Genomic DNA, 18,596 nt, shown 5'->3' with positions numbered 1-18,596 from the left:
AAAATCACCTATAGAATGCTATAGGTGATTTTTTATGCATAATGTCACTAGTACGAACGCGGCATAAGTAATAAACAAATGAAATAAACTAAAAAACCAGTCCCAAAACATAAAATAGCAATAACCCAAAGTATGCGAATAAGAGTAGAGCTAATATCAAAATATTCTCCTAAACCACCACATACACCAAATAACATTTTATCAGTTTCGGATTTATATAATTTTTTTGACATATTACGATCAACTCCTTTTTATAGCAAACTATATACTTCTATTCTATATGGAAATTTATGAGAAGACTATGAGGTTGTATGACATTTTTTTAGAGGTAGTCAAATTAATTGTCTTAATTTTCAGTTGATATTAAACTTATAGTAAGAGGAATAACTTTTAATAAGGGGTGAGGAAATAGAGATGGCAGTATATTGGTTGACTAATGTAATGCTTGAATCGGGATATACATATGAAGAGGGGATAATTTCCCGAACAGAAACAGAATTATGTAGTTTACTTATTGAGGATGGTCGAATTAAAAAAATTATAGCTGGGGCTGTTCAAGAGGAAGGAGTACTCATTCTTGATGCCAATCGCTTATTAATTTTACCGACTTTTGAAGAGATGCATATTCATATTGATAAAACTTATTATAGTGGCCCGTGGAAAGCTTGTATGCCAGCAGAAAGTATCTTTACACGTTTTAAAGAAGAAGAAAAGATTTTGCCAAAGCAACTAGCAACTGCTCAAGATAGAGCGGAAAATATGCTAGCGTTATTGCTTCGAAACGGTGCGACGAATATAAGAACGCATTGTAATGTTGATCCGATTATTGGACTTGGTAATTTGGAGGCGACGTTAGCGGCATTGAAAACATATAAAAATCAAGTTTCTGGTAGAATCGTTGCGTTTCCGCAACATGGATTATTGCGCAGTAATTCTGTGCAACTCGTGAAAGATGCGATGCGTATGGGTGCGCAACTAGTTGGTGGAGTGGATCCAGCTACAGTGGATAATGATATTGAAAAATCATTACATACCATTATGGATATCGCGGTAGAATTTAATGCGGATGTTGATATTCATCTGCATGATGCGAACAATCTTGGAACGTTTACGATGAAAAGATTGGCAAGTTTAACAGAGGAAGCGGGATGGCAAGGGCGCGTAACGATTAGTCATGCGCTTGGACTTGGTGGTGTTACGGATAAAGAAGCTGAAGAAGTGGCAGAAAGACTAGCTGCTTTAAACATTGATATTACTTCAACGGTTCCAATTGGGAAACAAGTAATTCCAATTCCGTTATTAGATAAAAAAGGTGTGAAAGTTTCATTAGGAAACGATAGTATTACAGATCATTGGTCACCGTTTGGAACGGGTGATATGCTGCAAAAGGCAAATCGATTAGCGGAACGTTTTGGATGGAGTGATGAAAGGTCTTTAGGAAAAGCTCTTCGCTTTATTACGGGAGGGAAAGAAACGTTAAACAATGAAGGGAAGCGAGCATGGCCGAATGTAGGAGATGAAGCGAGTTTTGTTTTGACAAATGCAACATGTACTGCTGAAGCGGTAGCGCGTCAAACAGAAAAGCGTTTAGTCGTGCATAAAGGGAATGTTGTTGTTGGGAGTTTAAATGAGGTGGAATTAAATAATCTTGTGTAAAGGAATCGTTTAAATGTTTTGGGAGGGTTCTAATTGTGAGTGTAGAACCCTTCTTTTTTATGCTTACAATATGTTTTTTATAAGGAAGCTAGAAGGGATGAAAAATTTGGGCAATCAACATAATCAAAATCATATTATGGGAACTTTGCAATGGTTTATATTTTTATTAGCGAATTCAATCGCACTACCAATTGTCGTTGGCGGATTATTTCATCTTACGACGGAAGAAATATTTTATTTAATGCAGCGTACGTTTTTTGTAGTTGGTATATCTTCTTTTTTACAAGGGTGGCTTGGACATAGACTCCCAATTGCGGACGGGCCAGCTGGATCTTGGGTTGGCGTATTTACCGTACTTGCTTACGCAACGGCCGGACAAGATCAATTACATAGTACGTTGCAAATTTTAGAATTAGGAATGATAATTTCCGGTGTTATTTTAATAGGATTAGGCGTAACAGGTTTTATCGGACGTATTTTATTTTTGTTTACGCCGCTTGTGACAGGGACGTTTTTACTTTTATTATGCTTACAATTAAGCGGTGTATTTTTAAAAGGGATGTTAGGAATTACTGCTACTGCTTCTCAAATTGATGGATTTACAACGATAATTGCGTTTAGTATATTTCTTTTCGTTATGATACTATCTAATTTTGGAAAAGGTTTTGTCAAAAGTTACGCGGTTTTAATAGGTTTAATTAGTGGGTGGATTCTTTTTCTAATTGCAGGAAAAGTTACGATTCCATCTCAAGTAACTCATTTTGTGCAACTTCCGCAAATATTTGCTTGGGGACTTCCAAAATGGAATACAGGTATGGCAGTATCAAGTTTCGTTATGGTATGTATTTTAGTTTCAAATACAGTGGCAGCTATTATAGCAATTAATCAAGCTACCATTCAAAAAGCGACTATTGAACAGAAGCAGTTGAAGGATGGAACGTGGATTGGAGGCATTTCGCATATCATTTCTTCCATATTTTCAACTGTAGGTGTCGTGCCATTACCGGCAACGGCAGGATTTATACGTTTAACGAAACAAAAATATATACGTTCGTTCTTACTAGCATGTATGTTACTAGTTGTAATGTCGCTGTTTCCAAGTATTATTCGTTATTTAGCATCTTTACCGTCCGCTGTTGCATCTGCGGTTTTAATGGCTTCTTTCGTACAGTTAATTGGAATTGGGTTAAATAATATAAAACAAGTGGAGCTTAATGAAAGGAATGTAACAATTTTAGGCATTGCAGTATTATTTGGCAGCGGCGTTATGTTTTTACCGTCTGGAGCGCTCCAGTCCTTGCCGTCTGTTATGCAATATATATTCGGGAATGGTTTATTTGTAGGTACTGTTGTAAGTATATTGCTAGAACAAATATGGCGCATCGGGAAATAAGTGGATACAAAGAGTGTACGCACTGTATAAAAGTCTAAAATAACATGTGAAATAAAGCCCATTTTCATTCACCACCCGCACATTTCGTTCATACAATATCTTGACTAAATAAACACCCAACTTACACATACACAGCTCTGGCTTAAGCAAGGAGGGTTATACCAGTTGAAGGAAAAAGCGTATCAATCTAAACCTTTACTCACAAAGAGAGAGAGAGAAGTATTTGAATTACTGGTTCAAGATAAAACAACGAAGGAAATTGCAGGTGAACTTTTTATCAGTGAAAAGACAGTTCGTAACCACATCTCAAACGCAATGCAAAAGCTAGGAGTTAAAGGACGTTCACAAGCAGTTGTTGAGCTTCTTCGCATGGGAGAGCTCGAACTATAAAAAGAAAGCCGACTTATATAAAGAGTCGGCTATTTTTTTGTTTGTTTCATACGCTATATGAATGATAAGAACACTCCATACATAAATAGGGTAGTAAGGAGGGGATATGTTGAAAAGGATATTGTTGGTTTCAACAAGCGCTCATGATATGAATGGACACTCGACTGGTTTGTGGTTGGAAGAGCTCGCAGCTCCTTATAATGTATTTAAAAAAGCTAAGTTCGATGTTGATATTGTGTCGATACAGGGTGGTAGAGTACCGATTGATAGAGTGTCTATTCCGAACGGGATACCTCGTGAGTTTAAGCATGTTGCATCTTTGTTGCAAAATACGAATCCGATCTCAACGGTTCATTTTTCGGATTATGATGCAGTTTTATTTGGTGGTGGGCACGGAGCGATTGTAGATTTTCCAGGTAATCCATATGTTGCAAATTTGATTGAGAATATGTACAACAATAACCGGATTGTGGCGGCTGTTTGTCACGGAGTAAGTTCTTTAGTCGGTGTGAAAAATAAAGATGGCTTGTTTTTTGTTGCCGGTAAGCGTATAACAGGTTATACAAATGATGAGGAAAAAGCTGTGCATTTAGAAAAGCGAGTGCCGTTTTTATTAGAGAGTAAATTGAAAGAAGAAGGAGCTTTGTTTTATGTGGCTCCAAATTTCACGCCGCATGTTGTAGTAGAGGGGCGTTTAATTACAGGGCAAAATCCACAGTCTAGCATGGAAATAGGGAAAGCGATAAGAAGAGCTGTAAATAAAGTATAGAAAAAGTGCTCGTTACTCATAAAGGTAGCGGGCATTTTGCTATAGTATAAATGACCCCTTAAACTAAAAAGATGTATTGAGTATAGTGACTTCATTTATAATTAATCGTGAATTTGCTATACTATTTTGTATGGACAAAAGGGGAGGCTCTTTTAATGAGAAAAGTTGCGTGTGCAAACACTTATATTAATAAAATAAAGCCTGTTATTAGAAAAACGAGTTTTAGTCAATTGAAAATAGATGAAATTGCGAAGTATATGGATATTAGTAAAGCTACTTTATATAAACGTTTTTCTTCAAAAGACGAGATTATTGAAGCCGTGGTAGAAGATTTTATGAACTACCTTCTTGAAGGGGATGCGTATAATCAAGATGAAAGTATGTCTTTTGCAGAACGTTTCCAAAAGACGTTTATTCACTCTTTAAAATGTGTGACATATATTTCTGATGTCTTTTTACAAGATTTGAAAGAAGCATATCCACACTTATCTGATCAACTAGTCGCTGCACAACAAAATCGTAATCATAATTTGCAAATGTTTTTTGAAGCTGGTATGGAACAAGGCTACTTTAATAAGATGAACGCACAATTATTTATGGTGCAAGATGATGTGATGTTAAGGCGTATTATAGATCATTCTTTTTGTATTCAGTACGATATTACGTTAAAGAAAGCGATACTTGATTTTTATCAACTAAAGAAGTATCAACTTTTTAAACCAGAGTATATAGCAGCAATTGATGATTCGGAAATTGAAAAAGAAGTTATTGCTATTTTGCAAATGATTTCGTAAAAAAGCAGGTTTTCCTATAGTAATGGAAAACCTGCTTTTTTATTACATGTTATTTTTTGCGTGTTGTAATACTAATTCAGCTACTGCACCACCTGAAGCTGGGTTTTGACCAGTGATAACACGATTATCTTCTACAGCGAAAGCTTCCCAAGGCTCTGCAGCTTTTTCGTAAAGTCCTCCATTTTTAATGAGTTCATCTTCTGTTAAAAATGGAACAAATTGATCTAATTCAGCTAGTTTCTCTTCTTCATTCGAGAATCCTGTTACTTTTTTACCACTAATTAAACGATCCCCATTGCTTAATGTGATATGAAATAAACCAGCAGCTCCGTGACAAACAGAGGAAACGATTCCGCCATTTTCATAAATGTTACGGCTAATCATTTGTAGTTCTTTATTTTCTGGGAAGTCCCAAATCACACCGTGACCACCTGCGTAATAAATAACAGCATAGTCTTCCGGATTCACCTCACTCGGTTTCATTGTAGAACCGAGACGATTCATAAATTCTTTCTTTTGATACCATTCCCAATCGATGCTCTCCGCCATTGCTAAGCTATGCGGATCAATCGGTGTATAACCACCTTGTGGGCTAACATAATCTACTTCGTAACCAGCTTCTTCAACTTTTTTAACGAAATGGACAACTTCGCCAAGCCAAAGGCCAGTAGCCCGATTTAAATTTGGATATTTTTCTACGCTCGTTAATACAACTAACATTTTTTTCTTCATCATAATCCTCCTGTAATGTTTCTTCTATATAAAAGTTTATTATTTTATTAAGTTAGAAATTGCAAATTTGAATAACCATGTCAGCCCTCCTTATATCGGATTCGAAATTAGTGTATAACAAATTTTAAACAAAGTAAACTAAAAACACCAAATTAGTTTACTTTGTATATTTTTCGTTGACAAACTGGAATGCTGAAACTATGATAGTTCCATGAATATCGAACAACGTACATGTTTCGTTTCAAATTCAATTTGTCGCGCGATAAATGTATACATTTGATGAAGTTGTTTAGCAGCGATAGAAGCGCTAAACAACTTTATTTTCATTTACAGTTACTACAATCAGGAGAGGTGTTACACATGGGGAAAGATAGAAGTAACCATTCAAAATGGTTTGTTTTCACATTATGTTTTATCGTTTTATTAGGACCGGTGAATGCGGTTTTATTTAATGTTGCGTTAGAGGATATGGCTCATGATTTATCCGTTAGCCAATCAAAAGTAAGTTGGGTTGTAGTAGGTTACTCCTTAGTTGTCGGTATTGGTTCGATGATATATGGGAAACTGGCTGATCGTTATAGTGTGAAAAAACTATTAATTATTTCAATCATCATATTTGTAGCGGGTTCGATTATTGGATTTGTAAATCAATCATATGCGATTGTCATTTTTGCAAGATTAGTGCAGGCGAGTGGGGGCGCGGCGTTTATTGCGCTTAGTATGATTGCGGTAGCAAAATTAGTTGCTCCTGCTAAGAAGCCTGGTGCTTTAGCGATGATTAGTTCTTCTATTGCGTTAGCGGTTGGTATTGGTCCTTTAGTTGGTGGGGCTATTACAAATACACTAGGGTGGCCATATTTATTTTTATTTATGATTATCTCAGTATTGGGGATTTTCTTGCTTATAAAATTTATGCCAGGAGAAGCGCATCATACGGATGAAGCGTTTTATTTTGATTACATTGGAGCGGCGTTACTATTTGTATTTATTACGACTGTTTTGGTAGGTGTTAATATGAATAGTTGGCTATTTGTGTTATCGATAATTTCCTTATTTTTATTCACGGTTCGTATGAAGAAAGCGGAGCACCCATTTATCGATATTGAGTTATTTTCGAACAAAGCATTTCTTCGTTTAATAACAGTCGGATTTATAATTAATGTTGCGTTATGTGCTAATTTATTATTATTGCCATTACTGTTAGGAAGAGTACACGGATTGTCGCCGTTTGTTATCGGAATTGTATTATTTGTTGCATCACTTTTCGGTATTGTGTCTAGTTTTATTACTGGAAAGATTATCCCTTCGTTTGGAAATGTGAATATGATTTATGTGGCGTCTGTCATTATGATTGTTGGCTTTTTAATTTTAGGGTTTATTCCGAATGGAAGTATAGTCGTTATTGTATTGGCGATTATTTTAACGTTTATGAGTTATTCTGCCATTCAAGTATCATTGAACACATTTATACCCAAAACATTACATGTAGCTAAAGTTGGAGTCGGTCTTGGTTTATATAATTTAATTAACTTTTTCGGTATGGCATTTGGACCAGCTGTAGCGAGCAAAATTATGGAATCCACAAATAGTTATCGTTTGAATTTTATTTCAATCGTCATGTTAATTTCTGCTCATTTCTTCTTATTAATAGGAATGTCTTCTTTCCGAAAAAAGATGGAGCATTAAATATGTGCTTTATATAGAAGAAGCCGACTTTCCTATAGAAGGTCGGTTATTTTTCTGTCTTGCAAATTATGAAAAAAAGGAGCAAAATAAAAAAGGTCCTAGTCTATACAGGTACAAATGAAAATTTTCATACAGAAGCAGTTTAAGTGCGCGAACTTAAAGTGTGTAAAATATAATGATAAAATAAGATGATGAATGAGAAAACGGGTGATGAAGTTGAATAGAGCAATCGGTGTTATCGATTCAGGAGTTGGCGGCTTAACAGTAGCGAAGGAATTAATTCGTCAGTTGCCGAAAGAGCGCATTATATATTTAGGTGATACAGCACGTTGCCCTTATGGTCCACGTTCTCGAGAAGAAGTGCGTCAATTTACGTGGGAAATGACGGAGCATTTACTAGATTTAAATATCAAAATGTTAGTTATTGCGTGTAATACAGCAACTGCGGTTGTATTAGAAGAGATGCAGAAACAATTACCAATTCCAGTGGTAGGAGTTATTCACCCAGGATCACGTACAGCTTTAAAAGTGACAAACACATACCATGTTGGGATTATTGGAACGATTGGAACGGTGAAAAGTGGTGCATACGAAGAGGCGTTAAAGTCTATTAATAACCGGGTTATGGTAGAAAGTTTAGCGTGTCCGCCTTTCGTTGAGCTTGTAGAGAGTGGCAATTTTGAAAGTGAAATGGCATATGAAGTTGTAAGAGAAACGTTGCAACCGCTGAAAAATACTGATATTGATACACTTATTTTAGGTTGTACACATTATCCGATTTTAGGTCCTGTTATTAAACAAGTAATGGGAGATAAAGTACAACTAATTAGTTCAGGTGATGAAACAGCGCGTGAAGTAAGTACAATTTTATACCATAGTAAAATGTTGAATGAGGGAGAGGAACAAAGCGACCATCTCTTCTTAACAACAGGGAAAATAGGCTTATTTAAAGAAATTGCATCAAAATGGTTCGGTCAACCGATTGAAAATGTGAAACATATTCATTTAGAAAAAGAATAATAGTAGAATCCGTATAAGTGAACTCCTGAGAAATCAGGAGTTTTTTGTTTATAGGGAGCACAGCTTGTTCTAAAAAGAGAAACAGCTCGTATACATAATAGTACAAACTTAGATTTTAGGGGGGAATGGCATGCCTAAATCCACTTTTAAATGGGTTGTTGGTGCTACTGTGAGCGCTGTTTTACTAACAGGGTGTGGCTTTATAAATCAGGAGAAAGCAACGGAACAAATTGATCCGCCAAAACAAGTTACGTACACGGAAGGTGGAAAGAAAGAAGTATCTAAAAAAGATAAGCAAGCACAAACGGTGAATAGAGAATTATACCTTGTTGATAAAAATGGTTATGTTGTCCCACAAACGTTAGCTATACCTACTCCGAAAGCAAATGAGGTTATTCAGCAAACGTTAGAGTATCTTGTGAAAGATGGGCCGGTAACGAATTTATTACCGAATGGTTTCCGTGCGATCATTCCAGCCAATACATCGATGACACTAGATTTAAAAAAAGATGGGACGGCAGTCATTGATTTCTCAAAAGAAATGAAAAACTATGCAAAAGAAGAAGAGCGTCAAATTGTTGAGTCGATAGCATGGACGTTGACGCAATTTAAAGAAGTAAAACAAGTGCAGTTCCAAATAAATGGTGAAAAATTAGCGAAGATGCCTGTTGGTGGTACACCGCTCGGTGACGGTGTCAGCCGTGCGAACGGTATCAATTTCGATGATGAACAAGTAGCGGATGTAACGAATACAAAACCGGTAACGCTGTATTTTATGGCGCAAAATAATAATAAACAGCAATATTACGTACCAGTAACACGCCGCGTTGTAGAAGGGAAAGAAAATGATTATGCAGCCATTGTAGATGAACTTGTAAAAGGACCGATTCATCAATCGCTCTTAAATGATTTTAATCCAGGAGTTAAGCTGATTACGAATCCGAAATTGCAAGACGGAAATCTTACATTAAACTTTAATGAAAATATATTTATCAACCCAGATAAAAATATGATTTCAAATTACGTATTGAAGTCGTTAGTTTTATCTTTAACAGAAAAGAAAGGTGTGAAAAGTGTTTCTATTGAAGTAAATGGCAAAGCAAATCTTATAGATGAAAAGGGCGGAAAGTTAATAAAACCTGTAGATCGTCCAGAAAACGTGAATACAGGTAGTTTTTAATCGCTAATAATTTGATATACTTAAGTAAGAAAGAGGAATTGCTTTTTGGGTTCCTCTTCTTTTATTGTATACATATCATACATTTAAATTTGGCTATACTAACAAGTAGTTATGAGGAGGTTATTTTTATGCGAGTAGATGGTAGAGAGAAAACAGAGTTACGCCATATACATATTCATACGAATTATTTAAAACATCCAGAAGGATCAGTATTAATTGAGGTTGGGGATACAAAGGTAATTTGCTCAGCGACAATTGAAGAGCGCGTCCCGCCATTTATGCGTGGAGAAGGAAAGGGATGGGTAACAGCTGAATATGCGATGATTCCACGTGCGACAGAACAACGTACAATTAGAGAGTCAAGTAAAGGAAAAGTAACAGGACGTACAATGGAAATCCAGCGCTTAATTGGACGAGCATTACGTGCGGTAGTTGACTTAGAAGCGCTTGGCGAGAGAACGGTTTGGATTGATTGTGATGTTATTCAAGCGGATGGTGGAACGCGAACGGCTTCTATTACAGGTGCATATGTAGCGATGGTATTAGCTTTCGAGAAATTATTACAAGCAGAAAAAGTATCTAAAATTCCAGTAAAAGATTATTTAGCAGCAACGTCAGTAGGAATTGTTGAAGAGCAAGGCGTTGTTTTAGATTTAAACTACGCAGAAGATTCTAAAGCAGACGTTGATATGAACGTGATTATGACTGGAAAAGGTCAGTTTGTTGAAGTGCAAGGAACTGGAGAAGAAGCGACGTTTAGCAGAGCACAGTTAAATGAATTACTTGATGCTGCGGAACAAGGCATTTTCCAACTGATTGATATTCAAAAATTAGCGTTAGGTGACATCGTATCTCATATAGAGTAGAGGTGGAAAATATGAAACAAGTTGTTGTAGCAACAAAAAATATGGGGAAAGTACGTGAATTTGCTGAGTTATTTGAGCGATTTGATTTAGAAGTAAAATCATTACACGATTTCCCTCATATTGAAGAAGTCGAAGAAACTGGTGAAACATTTGAAGAAAATGCGATTTTAAAAGCGGATAGTTTGAGTAGACAGTTGAATGCAATCGTAATTGCGGATGATTCAGGTCTTATTGTAGATGCTTTAAACGGAAAACCAGGTGTGTATTCAGCTCGTTTTGCTGGAGAGCCGAAAGATGATCAAGCGAATATCGATAAAGTTTTACAAGAATTAAATGAAGTAGCGTTTGAAAAGCGTAAAGCTCGTTTCTACTGTGCATTAGCAGTGGCTTTCCCTGAAGGGGATAAAAAGCCTGTCATTGTAAACGGGACATGTGAAGGATTTATTTTAGAACAACGCCGCGGGGAAAACGGCTTTGGATATGATCCAATCTTTTATGTGGAAGAATATAAAAAAGCGATGGCGGAACTAAGTTCAGATGAGAAAAATGCCATTAGCCACCGCGGACGTGCTCTACGTAAGCTAGAAGAAAAAATCCCTGAATGGTTTTTAGGAGAATAAGGGAGAGAGATTGATGAAAGCTTTAATCGTAAGCGATAGTCATAGCTCTGTGAAGGAATTACAGCAGTTAAAAGAGAAGTATGAAGGAAAAGTAGATATCATGATTCATTGCGGTGATTCAGAGCTAACGCCTGCTCATGAAGAGCTGCAAGGTTTCCATGTTGTAAAAGGGAATTGTGATTATGCTAACTTTCAAGACGAAATTGTAACGGATGTAGATGGTCTTCGTTTCGTAGTTGTGCACGGACATCGTCATAACGTGAAAATGACGTTACAAACATTAGCGTACCGTGCTGAAGAGGTAGGAGCGCAAGTTGCATGCTTCGGACACTCTCACGTATTAGGTGCGGAATTAATCGACGGCGTTTTATTTATTAATCCAGGTAGTATTTTATTACCGCGTCAGCGTGTAGAAAAGACATTTGCTATATTAGAAATGGATGAAAATCAAATGGAAGTTCGTTTTGAAACACTAGACGGACAGCTAGTTGAACAAGCAGTTTTTAAAAGAGGATAAGAAAAATTATCCTCTTTTAAAAAAGGTGTTGACTTTATGTATGGTTATACATATAATAAATATTGTCGATAGGGCAACAGCGCTAACGAATGAAAATGAAATAACATATGCGGGTGTAGTTTAGTGGTAAAACAAGAGCCTTCCAAGCTCTGGTCGAGAGTTCGATTCTCTTCACCCGCTCCATGTCCCAGTAGCTCAGCAGGATAGAGCAACGGCCTTCAAGAAAAATAGGAGCCTTTATAGGGAAACAAGAACCTATAAAGTGGACGACACTATATCGGTGAAGCCTTAACAGTTCGGCTGATGGTAATACCGAGGAAACTTACGATCTTGAAAAAGATTAAGGAGTTTTGAATGATTAAGTGAAACTTAATGGTAAAGACTCTGAAGTATGATGAAAATCATCGTGAGGTTCCGTAGAGACTACACGTGTCGCACCTGAAATGGTGAAGATATAGTCCAGACTACAAACAGTAATTGCTGGTAGCGAAAGCTATGGTGGTAAGCTAAGCCGTCGGTCGGGAGTTCGAATCTCTCCTGGGACGCTAAAAAAACCTTGTTATCTTTTGATAACAAGGTTTTTTGTTTGTCTACAAATTGATGTATGTGCAAAAGGTGTAAAAAATGTAACGTAATATATGGCAATTATTATGTGTAACGGATTAAAGTGCATGAAGAAAAGAGCGCCATTTATGCGCCCTATTCCTCTTATTTCATTTCAAGAATCAATAGGTTTATGATGGAACTCAAATTCATATCCAGATTCTCCTAACTGTTCACTTACAATATTATAAAACTTTTTACCATTCTAGTACGATTGAGCAGCCGTTATCGAAACTTATCCCTGTCAGTGTGTTACAATGAATAGAAGCGGAAAACGAGAATCTCCAATTGACTGGACCTGTGATTGGTTAGATGGCTTAAGAAGGTCGTATAAAAAGGGAGATGGCGCAAAGATGGCGAGATCAAATGAGAATGATTTAACGGAGAAATTGGCAGAAGGTCAACGGAAATATGGTGATGGCAACTTTACAGTACAGAACATCGGTGATGAAACTAACCCGAATTGGACTGTCGTAAAAAATGTGAGGAAGGGATCAGCAGGTATTCGCGAAGGAGAAGATATATTAAGACTGCGATCAAAATATATAAAATAGTACGGAAATGAGCGGGCTGAGAGTTCGAACATCTACTAGGACGCTGAAAAACCCTTGTTATCTTTTGATAACAAGGGTTTCTTGTTTAGTTATTAATAAACTTTTCAAAGACAAAACCATAATCTTTCACATTATATTGTTTCTTCGTATCAACAAGCCAGTTAAAGGCAATCTCGTTCATTTCTTTAAATTGTTCTGCCAAATTTACTTGTGCATTTGAAATACGGCTGAAAGCATTAGATGCCATATCTAAACTTTTATGTGCATATTGTAATGTAATGTCGTTGTCGTATGAAATTTCTTCGATTTTAAGTAAAGCTTTATATAAATCTTTTAATTCCTCGATATGTTTTTTATGAACATCAATTGAATAATGCTGATCTCCCATTTGAAACTTAATTTCTACATCTAAATCAATTGTTCCAGCAGTTTCAAGTGCTACGTTTTTAATTTGATATTTACTATAGCTAAAGCGGCGTAGTGTGCGTTTTTTACTTGTCGCACTTGTACCATCTAGGTGGAGTAATCCTTTGTTTGTGAAGCAATATTCATCTGATTTCGATTTAATTAGAAAGTAAATTTTCTCCCCATCTTCATGCATCACATAATCATCAGCATCAACTTTATCGTAATCTTTCGGTGTAATGACAGAACCTACATCACTTAACCCTAAAACATCAGCAGCTACTTTTTTGAACATTTATAATCCCCCTTGTAAATTAAATTCTTGATTGTATAAAAATATATTAACACGATTTTAATAAAGTGTTTTCTTATAATTAAAAATATTTGGAGGTAAGTTAGGAAAAAGAACGAATATTATTTTTAAAATATGTAAAAAGGTACTGAGAAAAAAGTTAATTTTACAAGTAATTATAGAAAAATTCCGTGAAAGCACCTCAAGCGATATGAGGTGTTTTTTCAATCTCTTTTTGAAATCTTACAATTCTGTAAGGTAACTGTAAGGTAGTTCGATGGTAACAAATTGCTAATCCTCTATAATGAAGGTAACAACGATAAAACGAGGAGGGAGAAATGATGAAAGGATTAATCGTAACGGGTTTAACGGTAGCTTTTGGATTTGTAGCGTATGAGAAATTAACGTATGTAGTTGATGTTGTAAAACATTTAATCGCTTAGTAAAAAACTACCATGAGAGGGAAAGGGAATGAGTGAATGAATGGAATGGTTATTTGGAATTATAGGTACTTGTAGTGTAGTGTTATTGTTCTTTGTCCCGAGCGGTATACTTAGTTCGACAACGAGTTTGTTCTTCTTAAGTTTGTTTGCTTGTACGATGCTTATCATTATGTTTTTAATGAAGCGAAGTAAACCAATCTTCTATTTTAGCATGATTGTTATGGCAATTATTGTTCTCCAAATTATTACCCTTGTTATATACCCCACTATTATAAAAGCTTTCCATTAATGATAAATCCTCTGCTTTCATCGCTGAGGGTTTTTATTTGTACATTTTAAATTTTAAGTAAGGATTTGTTTATATTGAAATATAAAAATTAAATATTTTCATATTTCAAACAAAGGGTTTTGAGATGTTGTGTTCTTATTACTCATTTGATATATTTACTTTAAAGATAATTAAAATCTAGAAAAAGAGGCGGACGTATGGATAAAAAAGAAAATACGGTCGTATTGTTTCCGCAGCTATCAGAGCGCTATATTGATGAAGGTTTTTTAGCACTGAAAGAGCGGAAATTCGAAGATGCATTGCGCTGCTTTGAAATATTACGTCAGTATAATGCAGAAACGGAACAAACAGAACTAGCTTCGGTTATTTGTTTGTTAGAATTAAAGCATATGGAAGAAGCGAAAGAGAAATGTGAACAGTTACTGGAGACAGGAGCTGTACTATTTGGTGATATTCTTGAAACGTATGTGACAATTTTAGTTCAAACAAATGATTATGAAGGCGTAATTGAAACCGTTGAAAAAGTTTTGCAAACGAAAGATATAATGCCGGAACAAAAGGAAAAATTAGCACAGCTCGCTTTATTTGCAGAAGGTATGTTAAATGAAGTAGATACGTCACTAGTCGATTCGAATTTTGAATTAGATGAATTTACTAATGAAATGTTTGGAGAAAACTTTGGGCAAAAGCTAAGAGCGATTCAGCAACTTTCGTTAAAAGACTTAGATCTTGCATTACCTGTTTTAAAGAAATTTTTAGTAGACGAAAAACAGCACCCTTATTTGAAAACTTCTATTTTATATAAAATGATAGAAAATCAAATAGAAGAAGAGATAGAGGTAGAAAAGTTTGGGAATACGATCAAGGTAATTCCGGCATTTACAGGTCATAATGAGGAGCAATCCGATAACATTATACATACATTATCAAGTCGATTAGAACAAAATTATCCTGATATATTTGATGCGATGGTTACATATTGGAAAGAGTTGCAAATTAGCGTTTTCCCATTCGCTCTATTAATGGATAAATTGGAGATTTGGGCTGCTGTTTTAGAGAGAATTGGTAGAAAGCGTTTCGGGTTGACTATTGATGAAGAAGAGCTTATGACAGCGTATAATATTGAATTAGAAGAGTTTCATATTGCCTATCAATGGTTATTACGTGTTGAAAGAGAAGGATATTTGCCCGTATAATTATGAAAAAGAATCGTTCAGTTCTTGAAACGAGCATATTCTATGTTATAATGTAAGGGTTGCAAAAGGCAGAAATCTGCCTGTTTGTAAGAGAAGAGAAGTGTAATTCTCTTACTTAATATGTTTCATATTATTCTCGAACAAAATATACCGTAGTTGTCTTTTAGGCAATTAGTAGATTGGAACATTATATCTGAAAGCTTTTGCTAGAGGATTATTTGTACTTTTGTTATTTCAAAAAAGAGATAATGAAGATCTTAATCTATAGAGGTATGTGCATACATTATTATAGTTGGAGGGAAAGAATAAATGGCTGCAAAATGGGAAAAATTAGAAGGTAACGTAGGCGTTTTAACAATCGAAGTTGATGCTAAAGAAGTAAACAACTCTATCGACGCTGCGTTCAAAAAAGTAGTAAAAACAATCAACGTACCAGGTTTCCGTAAAGGAAAAATGCCTCGTCCGTTATTCGAACAACGCTTTGGTATCGAATCTTTATACCAAGATGCTTTAGATATCATCTTACCAAAAGCATACGGTGAAGCGATCGATGAAGCTGGTATCTTCCCAGTTGCTCATCCTGAAATCGACATCGAGAAGTTCGAAAAAAATGCTAACCTTATCTTCACTGCAAAAGTTACAGTGAAACCTGAAGTTAAATTAGGTGAGTACAAAGGTTTAGCAGTAGAAAAAGTTGAAACAACTGTAACTGACGAAGATGTAGAGAACGAATTAAAATCTTTACAAGAGCGTCAAGCTGAACTAGTTGTTAAAGAAGAAGGAACTGTTGAAAACGGTGATACAGCTGTAATCGACTTCGAAGGTTTCGTTGATGGCGAAGCATTTGAAGGCGGAAAAGGCGAAAACTACTCTCTAGCAATCGGTTCTGGTACATTTATCCCAGGTTTCGAAGAGCAAGTAATTGGTCTTAAATCTGGTGAGTCTAAAGACGTTGAAGTATCATTCCCAGAAGAGTACCATGCTGCTGAATTAGCTGGCAAACCAGCAACATTCAAAGTAACAGTTCACGAAATCAAAACAAAAGAACTTCCTGAGTTAAACGACGAGTTCGCTAAAGAAGCTGACGAAGCGGTTGCAACTCTTGATGAATTAAAAGCAAAACTTCGCACAAACTTAGAAGAAGGCAAAAAGCACGAAGCTGAGCACAAAGTACGTGACGAAGTAGTAGAATTAGCTGCTGCTAACGCTGAAATCGACATTCCAGAAGCTATGATCGACACTGAGTTAGATCGTATGGTTCGTGAATTCGAGCAACGTTTAAGCCAACAAGGTATGAACCTTGAGCTTTACTACCAATTCACAGGTACTGATGCTGACAAGTTAAAAGAGCAAATGAAAGAAGACGCTCAAAAACGCGTAAGAATCAACCTTGTTCTTGAAGCTATCATTGAAGCTGAAAACATTGAAGTTACTGAAGAAGAAGTAACTGCAGAAGTTGAAAAAATGGCTGAAATGTACGGTATGCCAGTAGACGCTATCAAGCAAGCTCTTGGAAGCGTAGACGCTTTAGCTGAAGATCTTAAAGTTCGTAAAGCTGTAGACTTCTTAGTAGAAAACGCTGCATAATAAAATAACAAGGCGCGATTTTAATCGTGCCTTGTTTTATAAATATAGAAATATATTTATAAAACTTTTCGATGAAGAAGGAAAACTTCCTTAATAAGTCGAATATACATATTTCAAAAGTTTTAAAAACTTTTTATTTGTACATAACTAGTCATATTATTTGTATTTCTCGCCACGTAGTGACATAATATGTATTTACATACGATACATTTATCGTGTACATACGAAGGCAAGAGGTTAGCACTTTGTAAGGGGTGTGAAAATATGTTTAAATTTAATGATGAAAAAGGGCAATTAAAATGTTCTTTCTGTGGTAAAACACAAACGCAAGTCCGAAAGTTAGTTGCAGGTCCAGGTGTTTACATTTGTGACGAGTGTATCGAACTTTGTACTGAAATTGTACAAGAGGAGCTTGCGAAAGACGAAGAAGTAGAATTCAAAGATGTACCGAAACCGGTAGAAATTCGTGAAATTTTAGATGAGTATGTCATCGGACAAGATAACGCGAAAAAAGCACTAGCGGTAGCGGTATATAACCATTACAAACGCATTAATTCTAACAGCAAAATTGATGATGTAGAATTAGCGAAGAGTAATATCGCACTTATCGGGCCAACAGGTAGTGGTAAAACATTACTGGCACAAACGTTAGCGCGTATTTTAAATGTTCCATTTGCAATCGCGGACGCAACATCTTTAACTGAAGCTGGATACGTTGGGGAAGATGTAGAAAACATCTTACTTAAATTAATCCAAGCAGCTGATTATGATGTAGAAAAAGCGGAAAAAGGAATCATTTATATTGATGAGATTGATAAAGTGGCACGTAAGTCCGAAAATCCATCAATTACACGTGATGTATCTGGTGAAGGTGTGCAGCAGGCACTTCTGAAAATTTTAGAAGGTACTGTAGCAAGCGTTCCACCTCAAGGTGGCCGTAAGCATCCGCATCAAGAGTTTATTCAAATTGATACAACGAACATCTTATTCATCTGTGGTGGGGCGTTTGATGGCATCGAGCCAATTATTAAACGTCGTCTTGGTGAAAAAGTAATTGGATTTGGTTCGGAGAAGAAAAATGCTGATGTAAATGAGAAGCATGTTTTATCTCACGTATTACCAGAAGACCTTTTAAGATTTGGTTTAATTCCAGAGTTTATCGGTCGTCTTCCAGTTATTGCGAACCTAGAGCCGCTTGATGAAGATGCTCTTGTTGATATTTTAACGAAACCGAAAAATGCACTTGTTAAGCAATTCCAAAAACTATTGGAGCTTGACGATGTTGAGTTAGAGTTTGAAGAAGGCGCACTAATTGAAATTGCGAAAAAAGCAATTGAACGTAAAACAGGTGCTCGTGGACTTCGTTCTATTATTGAAGGTTTAATGCTGGATGTAATGTTCGAACTTCCATCTCGCAAAGATATTGAGAAGTGCATTCTTACAAAAGAAACAGTAGCTGATAATGCACCGCCAAAATTGGTGTTACAAGACGGTACTGTACTTGATACAAAAACATCTGCATAATGCGAAAGAGAAACAGCAATTTTTATAATTGCTGTTTTTCTTTATGTTTAGCTATGTTCCTCCGCGGAAATACTAAGAGA

Annotated in this window: 19 protein-coding genes, 1 tRNA gene and 1 pseudogene; 17 read left to right on the top strand and 4 right to left on the bottom strand. The window is 36.0% G+C overall.

Annotation, left to right across the window (positions count from 1 at the left end):
* Nucleotides 1–47 precede the first annotated feature (47 nt).
* The gene (locus tag ACVWY7_RS02130) at nt 48–233 is read right to left on the bottom strand and encodes a PspC domain-containing protein (protein ID WP_000038792.1); all 186 of its coding nucleotides are present in this window, start codon (nt 231–233) and stop codon (nt 48–50) included.
* A gap of 181 nt (nt 234–414) precedes the next feature.
* On the opposite strand from ACVWY7_RS02130, the gene ACVWY7_RS02125 reads away from it, so the two are divergent.
* The 5 genes from ACVWY7_RS02125 (at nt 415) to ACVWY7_RS02105 (ending at nt 5,002) form a co-directional block, all read left to right on the top strand.
* Nucleotides 415–1,656: an amidohydrolase family protein gene (locus ACVWY7_RS02125; protein WP_000312230.1), complete on the top strand. Its 1,242-nt coding sequence runs from the start codon at nt 415–417 to the stop codon at nt 1,654–1,656.
* Nucleotides 1,657–1,753: 97 nt separating this feature from the next.
* Nucleotides 1,754–3,049: a purine/pyrimidine permease gene (locus ACVWY7_RS02120; protein ID WP_073522061.1), complete on the top strand. Its 1,296-nt coding sequence runs from the start codon at nt 1,754–1,756 to the stop codon at nt 3,047–3,049.
* Between the two features lie 165 nt (nt 3,050–3,214).
* The gene (gene gerE / locus ACVWY7_RS02115) at nt 3,215–3,439 is read left to right on the top strand and encodes a spore germination transcription factor GerE (protein ID WP_000659484.1); all 225 of its coding nucleotides are present in this window, start codon (nt 3,215–3,217) and stop codon (nt 3,437–3,439) included.
* Nucleotides 3,440–3,545: 106 nt separating this feature from the next.
* Nucleotides 3,546–4,208 (top strand): type 1 glutamine amidotransferase domain-containing protein, encoded by a 663-nt coding sequence (locus ACVWY7_RS02110; RefSeq protein ID WP_105989284.1) that lies wholly within the window; start codon nt 3,546–3,548, stop codon nt 4,206–4,208.
* A gap of 155 nt (nt 4,209–4,363) precedes the next feature.
* A complete protein-coding gene (locus tag ACVWY7_RS02105; RefSeq protein ID WP_001233031.1) occupies nt 4,364–5,002 on the top strand; it encodes a TetR/AcrR family transcriptional regulator in 639 nt (212 codons plus the stop codon).
* Between the two features lie 42 nt (nt 5,003–5,044).
* Here ACVWY7_RS02105 and ACVWY7_RS02100 read toward each other — a convergent pair whose 3' ends face one another.
* Nucleotides 5,045–5,734 carry a type 1 glutamine amidotransferase domain-containing protein gene (locus tag ACVWY7_RS02100; RefSeq protein ID WP_000728527.1) on the bottom strand — a complete coding sequence of 230 codons (690 nt, stop codon included), beginning with the start codon at nt 5,732–5,734 and terminating at the stop codon, nt 5,045–5,047.
* A 360-nt stretch (nt 5,735–6,094) separates the two neighbouring features.
* Between ACVWY7_RS02100 and ACVWY7_RS02095 the strand changes: the two genes are divergently transcribed.
* The 7 genes from ACVWY7_RS02095 (at nt 6,095) to ACVWY7_RS02065 (ending at nt 11,806) form a co-directional block, all read left to right on the top strand.
* Nucleotides 6,095–7,420, top strand: a complete 1,326-nt coding sequence (locus ACVWY7_RS02095; RefSeq protein WP_000513903.1) for an MFS transporter — start codon at nt 6,095–6,097, stop codon at nt 7,418–7,420.
* 210 nt (nt 7,421–7,630) lie between these two features.
* Nucleotides 7,631–8,440, top strand: coding sequence for a glutamate racemase (racE, locus tag ACVWY7_RS02090; RefSeq protein ID WP_000774002.1), 810 nt, complete (start codon nt 7,631–7,633; stop codon nt 8,438–8,440).
* A gap of 130 nt (nt 8,441–8,570) precedes the next feature.
* Nucleotides 8,571–9,620 (top strand): spore germination protein GerM, encoded by a 1,050-nt coding sequence (gene gerM / locus ACVWY7_RS02085; RefSeq protein ID WP_001126758.1) that lies wholly within the window; start codon nt 8,571–8,573, stop codon nt 9,618–9,620.
* A 128-nt stretch (nt 9,621–9,748) separates the two neighbouring features.
* Complete coding sequence (gene rph, locus ACVWY7_RS02080; RefSeq protein WP_088120984.1) at nt 9,749–10,486, top strand: ribonuclease PH; 738 nt, start codon at nt 9,749–9,751, stop codon at nt 10,484–10,486.
* An 11-nt stretch (nt 10,487–10,497) separates the two neighbouring features.
* Nucleotides 10,498–11,106 (top strand): XTP/dITP diphosphatase, encoded by a 609-nt coding sequence (locus ACVWY7_RS02075; protein ID WP_000815943.1) that lies wholly within the window; start codon nt 10,498–10,500, stop codon nt 11,104–11,106.
* A gap of 13 nt (nt 11,107–11,119) precedes the next feature.
* Nucleotides 11,120–11,623 (top strand): metallophosphoesterase, encoded by a 504-nt coding sequence (locus ACVWY7_RS02070; RefSeq protein WP_000645497.1) that lies wholly within the window; start codon nt 11,120–11,122, stop codon nt 11,621–11,623.
* A gap of 109 nt (nt 11,624–11,732) precedes the next feature.
* Nucleotides 11,733–11,806 (top strand) — tRNA-Gly (locus ACVWY7_RS02065).
* Nucleotides 11,807–12,341: 535 nt separating this feature from the next.
* On the opposite strand, the pseudogene ACVWY7_RS02060 reads toward ACVWY7_RS02065, so the two are convergent.
* Nucleotides 12,342–12,428 (bottom strand): annotated as a pseudogene (locus ACVWY7_RS02060) (DUF6572 domain-containing protein); the annotation flags it as partial.
* A 151-nt stretch (nt 12,429–12,579) separates the two neighbouring features.
* On the opposite strand from ACVWY7_RS02060, the gene ACVWY7_RS02055 reads away from it, so the two are divergent.
* The gene (locus tag ACVWY7_RS02055) at nt 12,580–12,780 is read left to right on the top strand and encodes a hypothetical protein (RefSeq protein ID WP_000124461.1); all 201 of its coding nucleotides are present in this window, start codon (nt 12,580–12,582) and stop codon (nt 12,778–12,780) included.
* Between the two features lie 85 nt (nt 12,781–12,865).
* Here the strand turns inward: ACVWY7_RS02055 and ACVWY7_RS02050 are convergent, their stop codons facing one another.
* Entirely contained in the window at nt 12,866–13,480 is a 615-nt protein-coding gene (locus ACVWY7_RS02050; RefSeq protein WP_000475209.1) for a PH domain-containing protein, read from the bottom strand.
* A gap of 480 nt (nt 13,481–13,960) precedes the next feature.
* Between ACVWY7_RS02050 and ACVWY7_RS02045 the strand changes: the two genes are divergently transcribed.
* The 4 genes from ACVWY7_RS02045 to clpX all read left to right on the top strand — a co-directional run bounded on the left by ACVWY7_RS02045 (nt 13,961) and on the right by clpX (nt 18,516).
* Complete coding sequence (locus ACVWY7_RS02045; RefSeq protein WP_001983650.1) at nt 13,961–14,209, top strand: hypothetical protein; 249 nt, start codon at nt 13,961–13,963, stop codon at nt 14,207–14,209.
* A gap of 197 nt (nt 14,210–14,406) precedes the next feature.
* Nucleotides 14,407–15,405: a hypothetical protein gene (locus ACVWY7_RS02040; protein ID WP_000358264.1), complete on the top strand. Its 999-nt coding sequence runs from the start codon at nt 14,407–14,409 to the stop codon at nt 15,403–15,405.
* 309 nt (nt 15,406–15,714) lie between these two features.
* Nucleotides 15,715–16,992, top strand: a complete 1,278-nt coding sequence (tig, locus tag ACVWY7_RS02035; protein WP_000729253.1) for a trigger factor — start codon at nt 15,715–15,717, stop codon at nt 16,990–16,992.
* A gap of 264 nt (nt 16,993–17,256) precedes the next feature.
* A complete protein-coding gene (clpX, locus tag ACVWY7_RS02030; protein ID WP_000472279.1) occupies nt 17,257–18,516 on the top strand; it encodes an ATP-dependent protease ATP-binding subunit ClpX in 1,260 nt (419 codons plus the stop codon).
* Nucleotides 18,517–18,596: the final 80 nt, after the last annotated feature.

Source organism: Bacillus sp. TE9106W, assembly GCF_054062215.1.
Note: the sequence above shows the minus strand (reverse complement) of the source record. Positions and strands in the feature narration are given on the sequence as shown.

Bases quoted from the DNA above. Each gene is read 5' to 3' on its own strand.
- ACVWY7_RS02130 (WP_000038792.1), bottom strand. From the start codon at position 233: ATGTCAAAAAAATTATATAAATCCGAAACTGATAAAATGTTATTTGGT.
- ACVWY7_RS02125 (WP_000312230.1), top strand. From the start codon at position 415: ATGGCAGTATATTGGTTGACTAATGTAATGCTTGAATCGGGATATACA.
- ACVWY7_RS02120 (WP_073522061.1), top strand. From the start codon at position 1,754: ATGAAAAATTTGGGCAATCAACATAATCAAAATCATATTATGGGAACT.
- ACVWY7_RS02110 (WP_105989284.1), top strand. From the start codon at position 3,546: ATGTTGAAAAGGATATTGTTGGTTTCAACAAGCGCTCATGATATGAAT.
- ACVWY7_RS02105 (WP_001233031.1), top strand. From the start codon at position 4,364: ATGAGAAAAGTTGCGTGTGCAAACACTTATATTAATAAAATAAAGCCT.
- ACVWY7_RS02100 (WP_000728527.1), bottom strand. From the start codon at position 5,734: ATGAAGAAAAAAATGTTAGTTGTATTAACGAGCGTAGAAAAATATCCA.
- ACVWY7_RS02095 (WP_000513903.1), top strand. From the start codon at position 6,095: ATGGGGAAAGATAGAAGTAACCATTCAAAATGGTTTGTTTTCACATTA.
- racE (WP_000774002.1), top strand. From the start codon at position 7,631: ATGAAGTTGAATAGAGCAATCGGTGTTATCGATTCAGGAGTTGGCGGC.
- gerM (WP_001126758.1), top strand. From the start codon at position 8,571: ATGCCTAAATCCACTTTTAAATGGGTTGTTGGTGCTACTGTGAGCGCT.
- rph (WP_088120984.1), top strand. From the start codon at position 9,749: ATGCGAGTAGATGGTAGAGAGAAAACAGAGTTACGCCATATACATATT.
- ACVWY7_RS02075 (WP_000815943.1), top strand. From the start codon at position 10,498: ATGAAACAAGTTGTTGTAGCAACAAAAAATATGGGGAAAGTACGTGAA.
- ACVWY7_RS02070 (WP_000645497.1), top strand. From the start codon at position 11,120: ATGAAAGCTTTAATCGTAAGCGATAGTCATAGCTCTGTGAAGGAATTA.
- ACVWY7_RS02055 (WP_000124461.1), top strand. From the start codon at position 12,580: ATGGCGAGATCAAATGAGAATGATTTAACGGAGAAATTGGCAGAAGGT.
- ACVWY7_RS02050 (WP_000475209.1), bottom strand. From the start codon at position 13,480: ATGTTCAAAAAAGTAGCTGCTGATGTTTTAGGGTTAAGTGATGTAGGT.
- ACVWY7_RS02045 (WP_001983650.1), top strand. From the start codon at position 13,961: ATGGAATGGTTATTTGGAATTATAGGTACTTGTAGTGTAGTGTTATTG.
- ACVWY7_RS02040 (WP_000358264.1), top strand. From the start codon at position 14,407: ATGGATAAAAAAGAAAATACGGTCGTATTGTTTCCGCAGCTATCAGAG.
- tig (WP_000729253.1), top strand. From the start codon at position 15,715: ATGGCTGCAAAATGGGAAAAATTAGAAGGTAACGTAGGCGTTTTAACA.
- clpX (WP_000472279.1), top strand. From the start codon at position 17,257: ATGTTTAAATTTAATGATGAAAAAGGGCAATTAAAATGTTCTTTCTGT.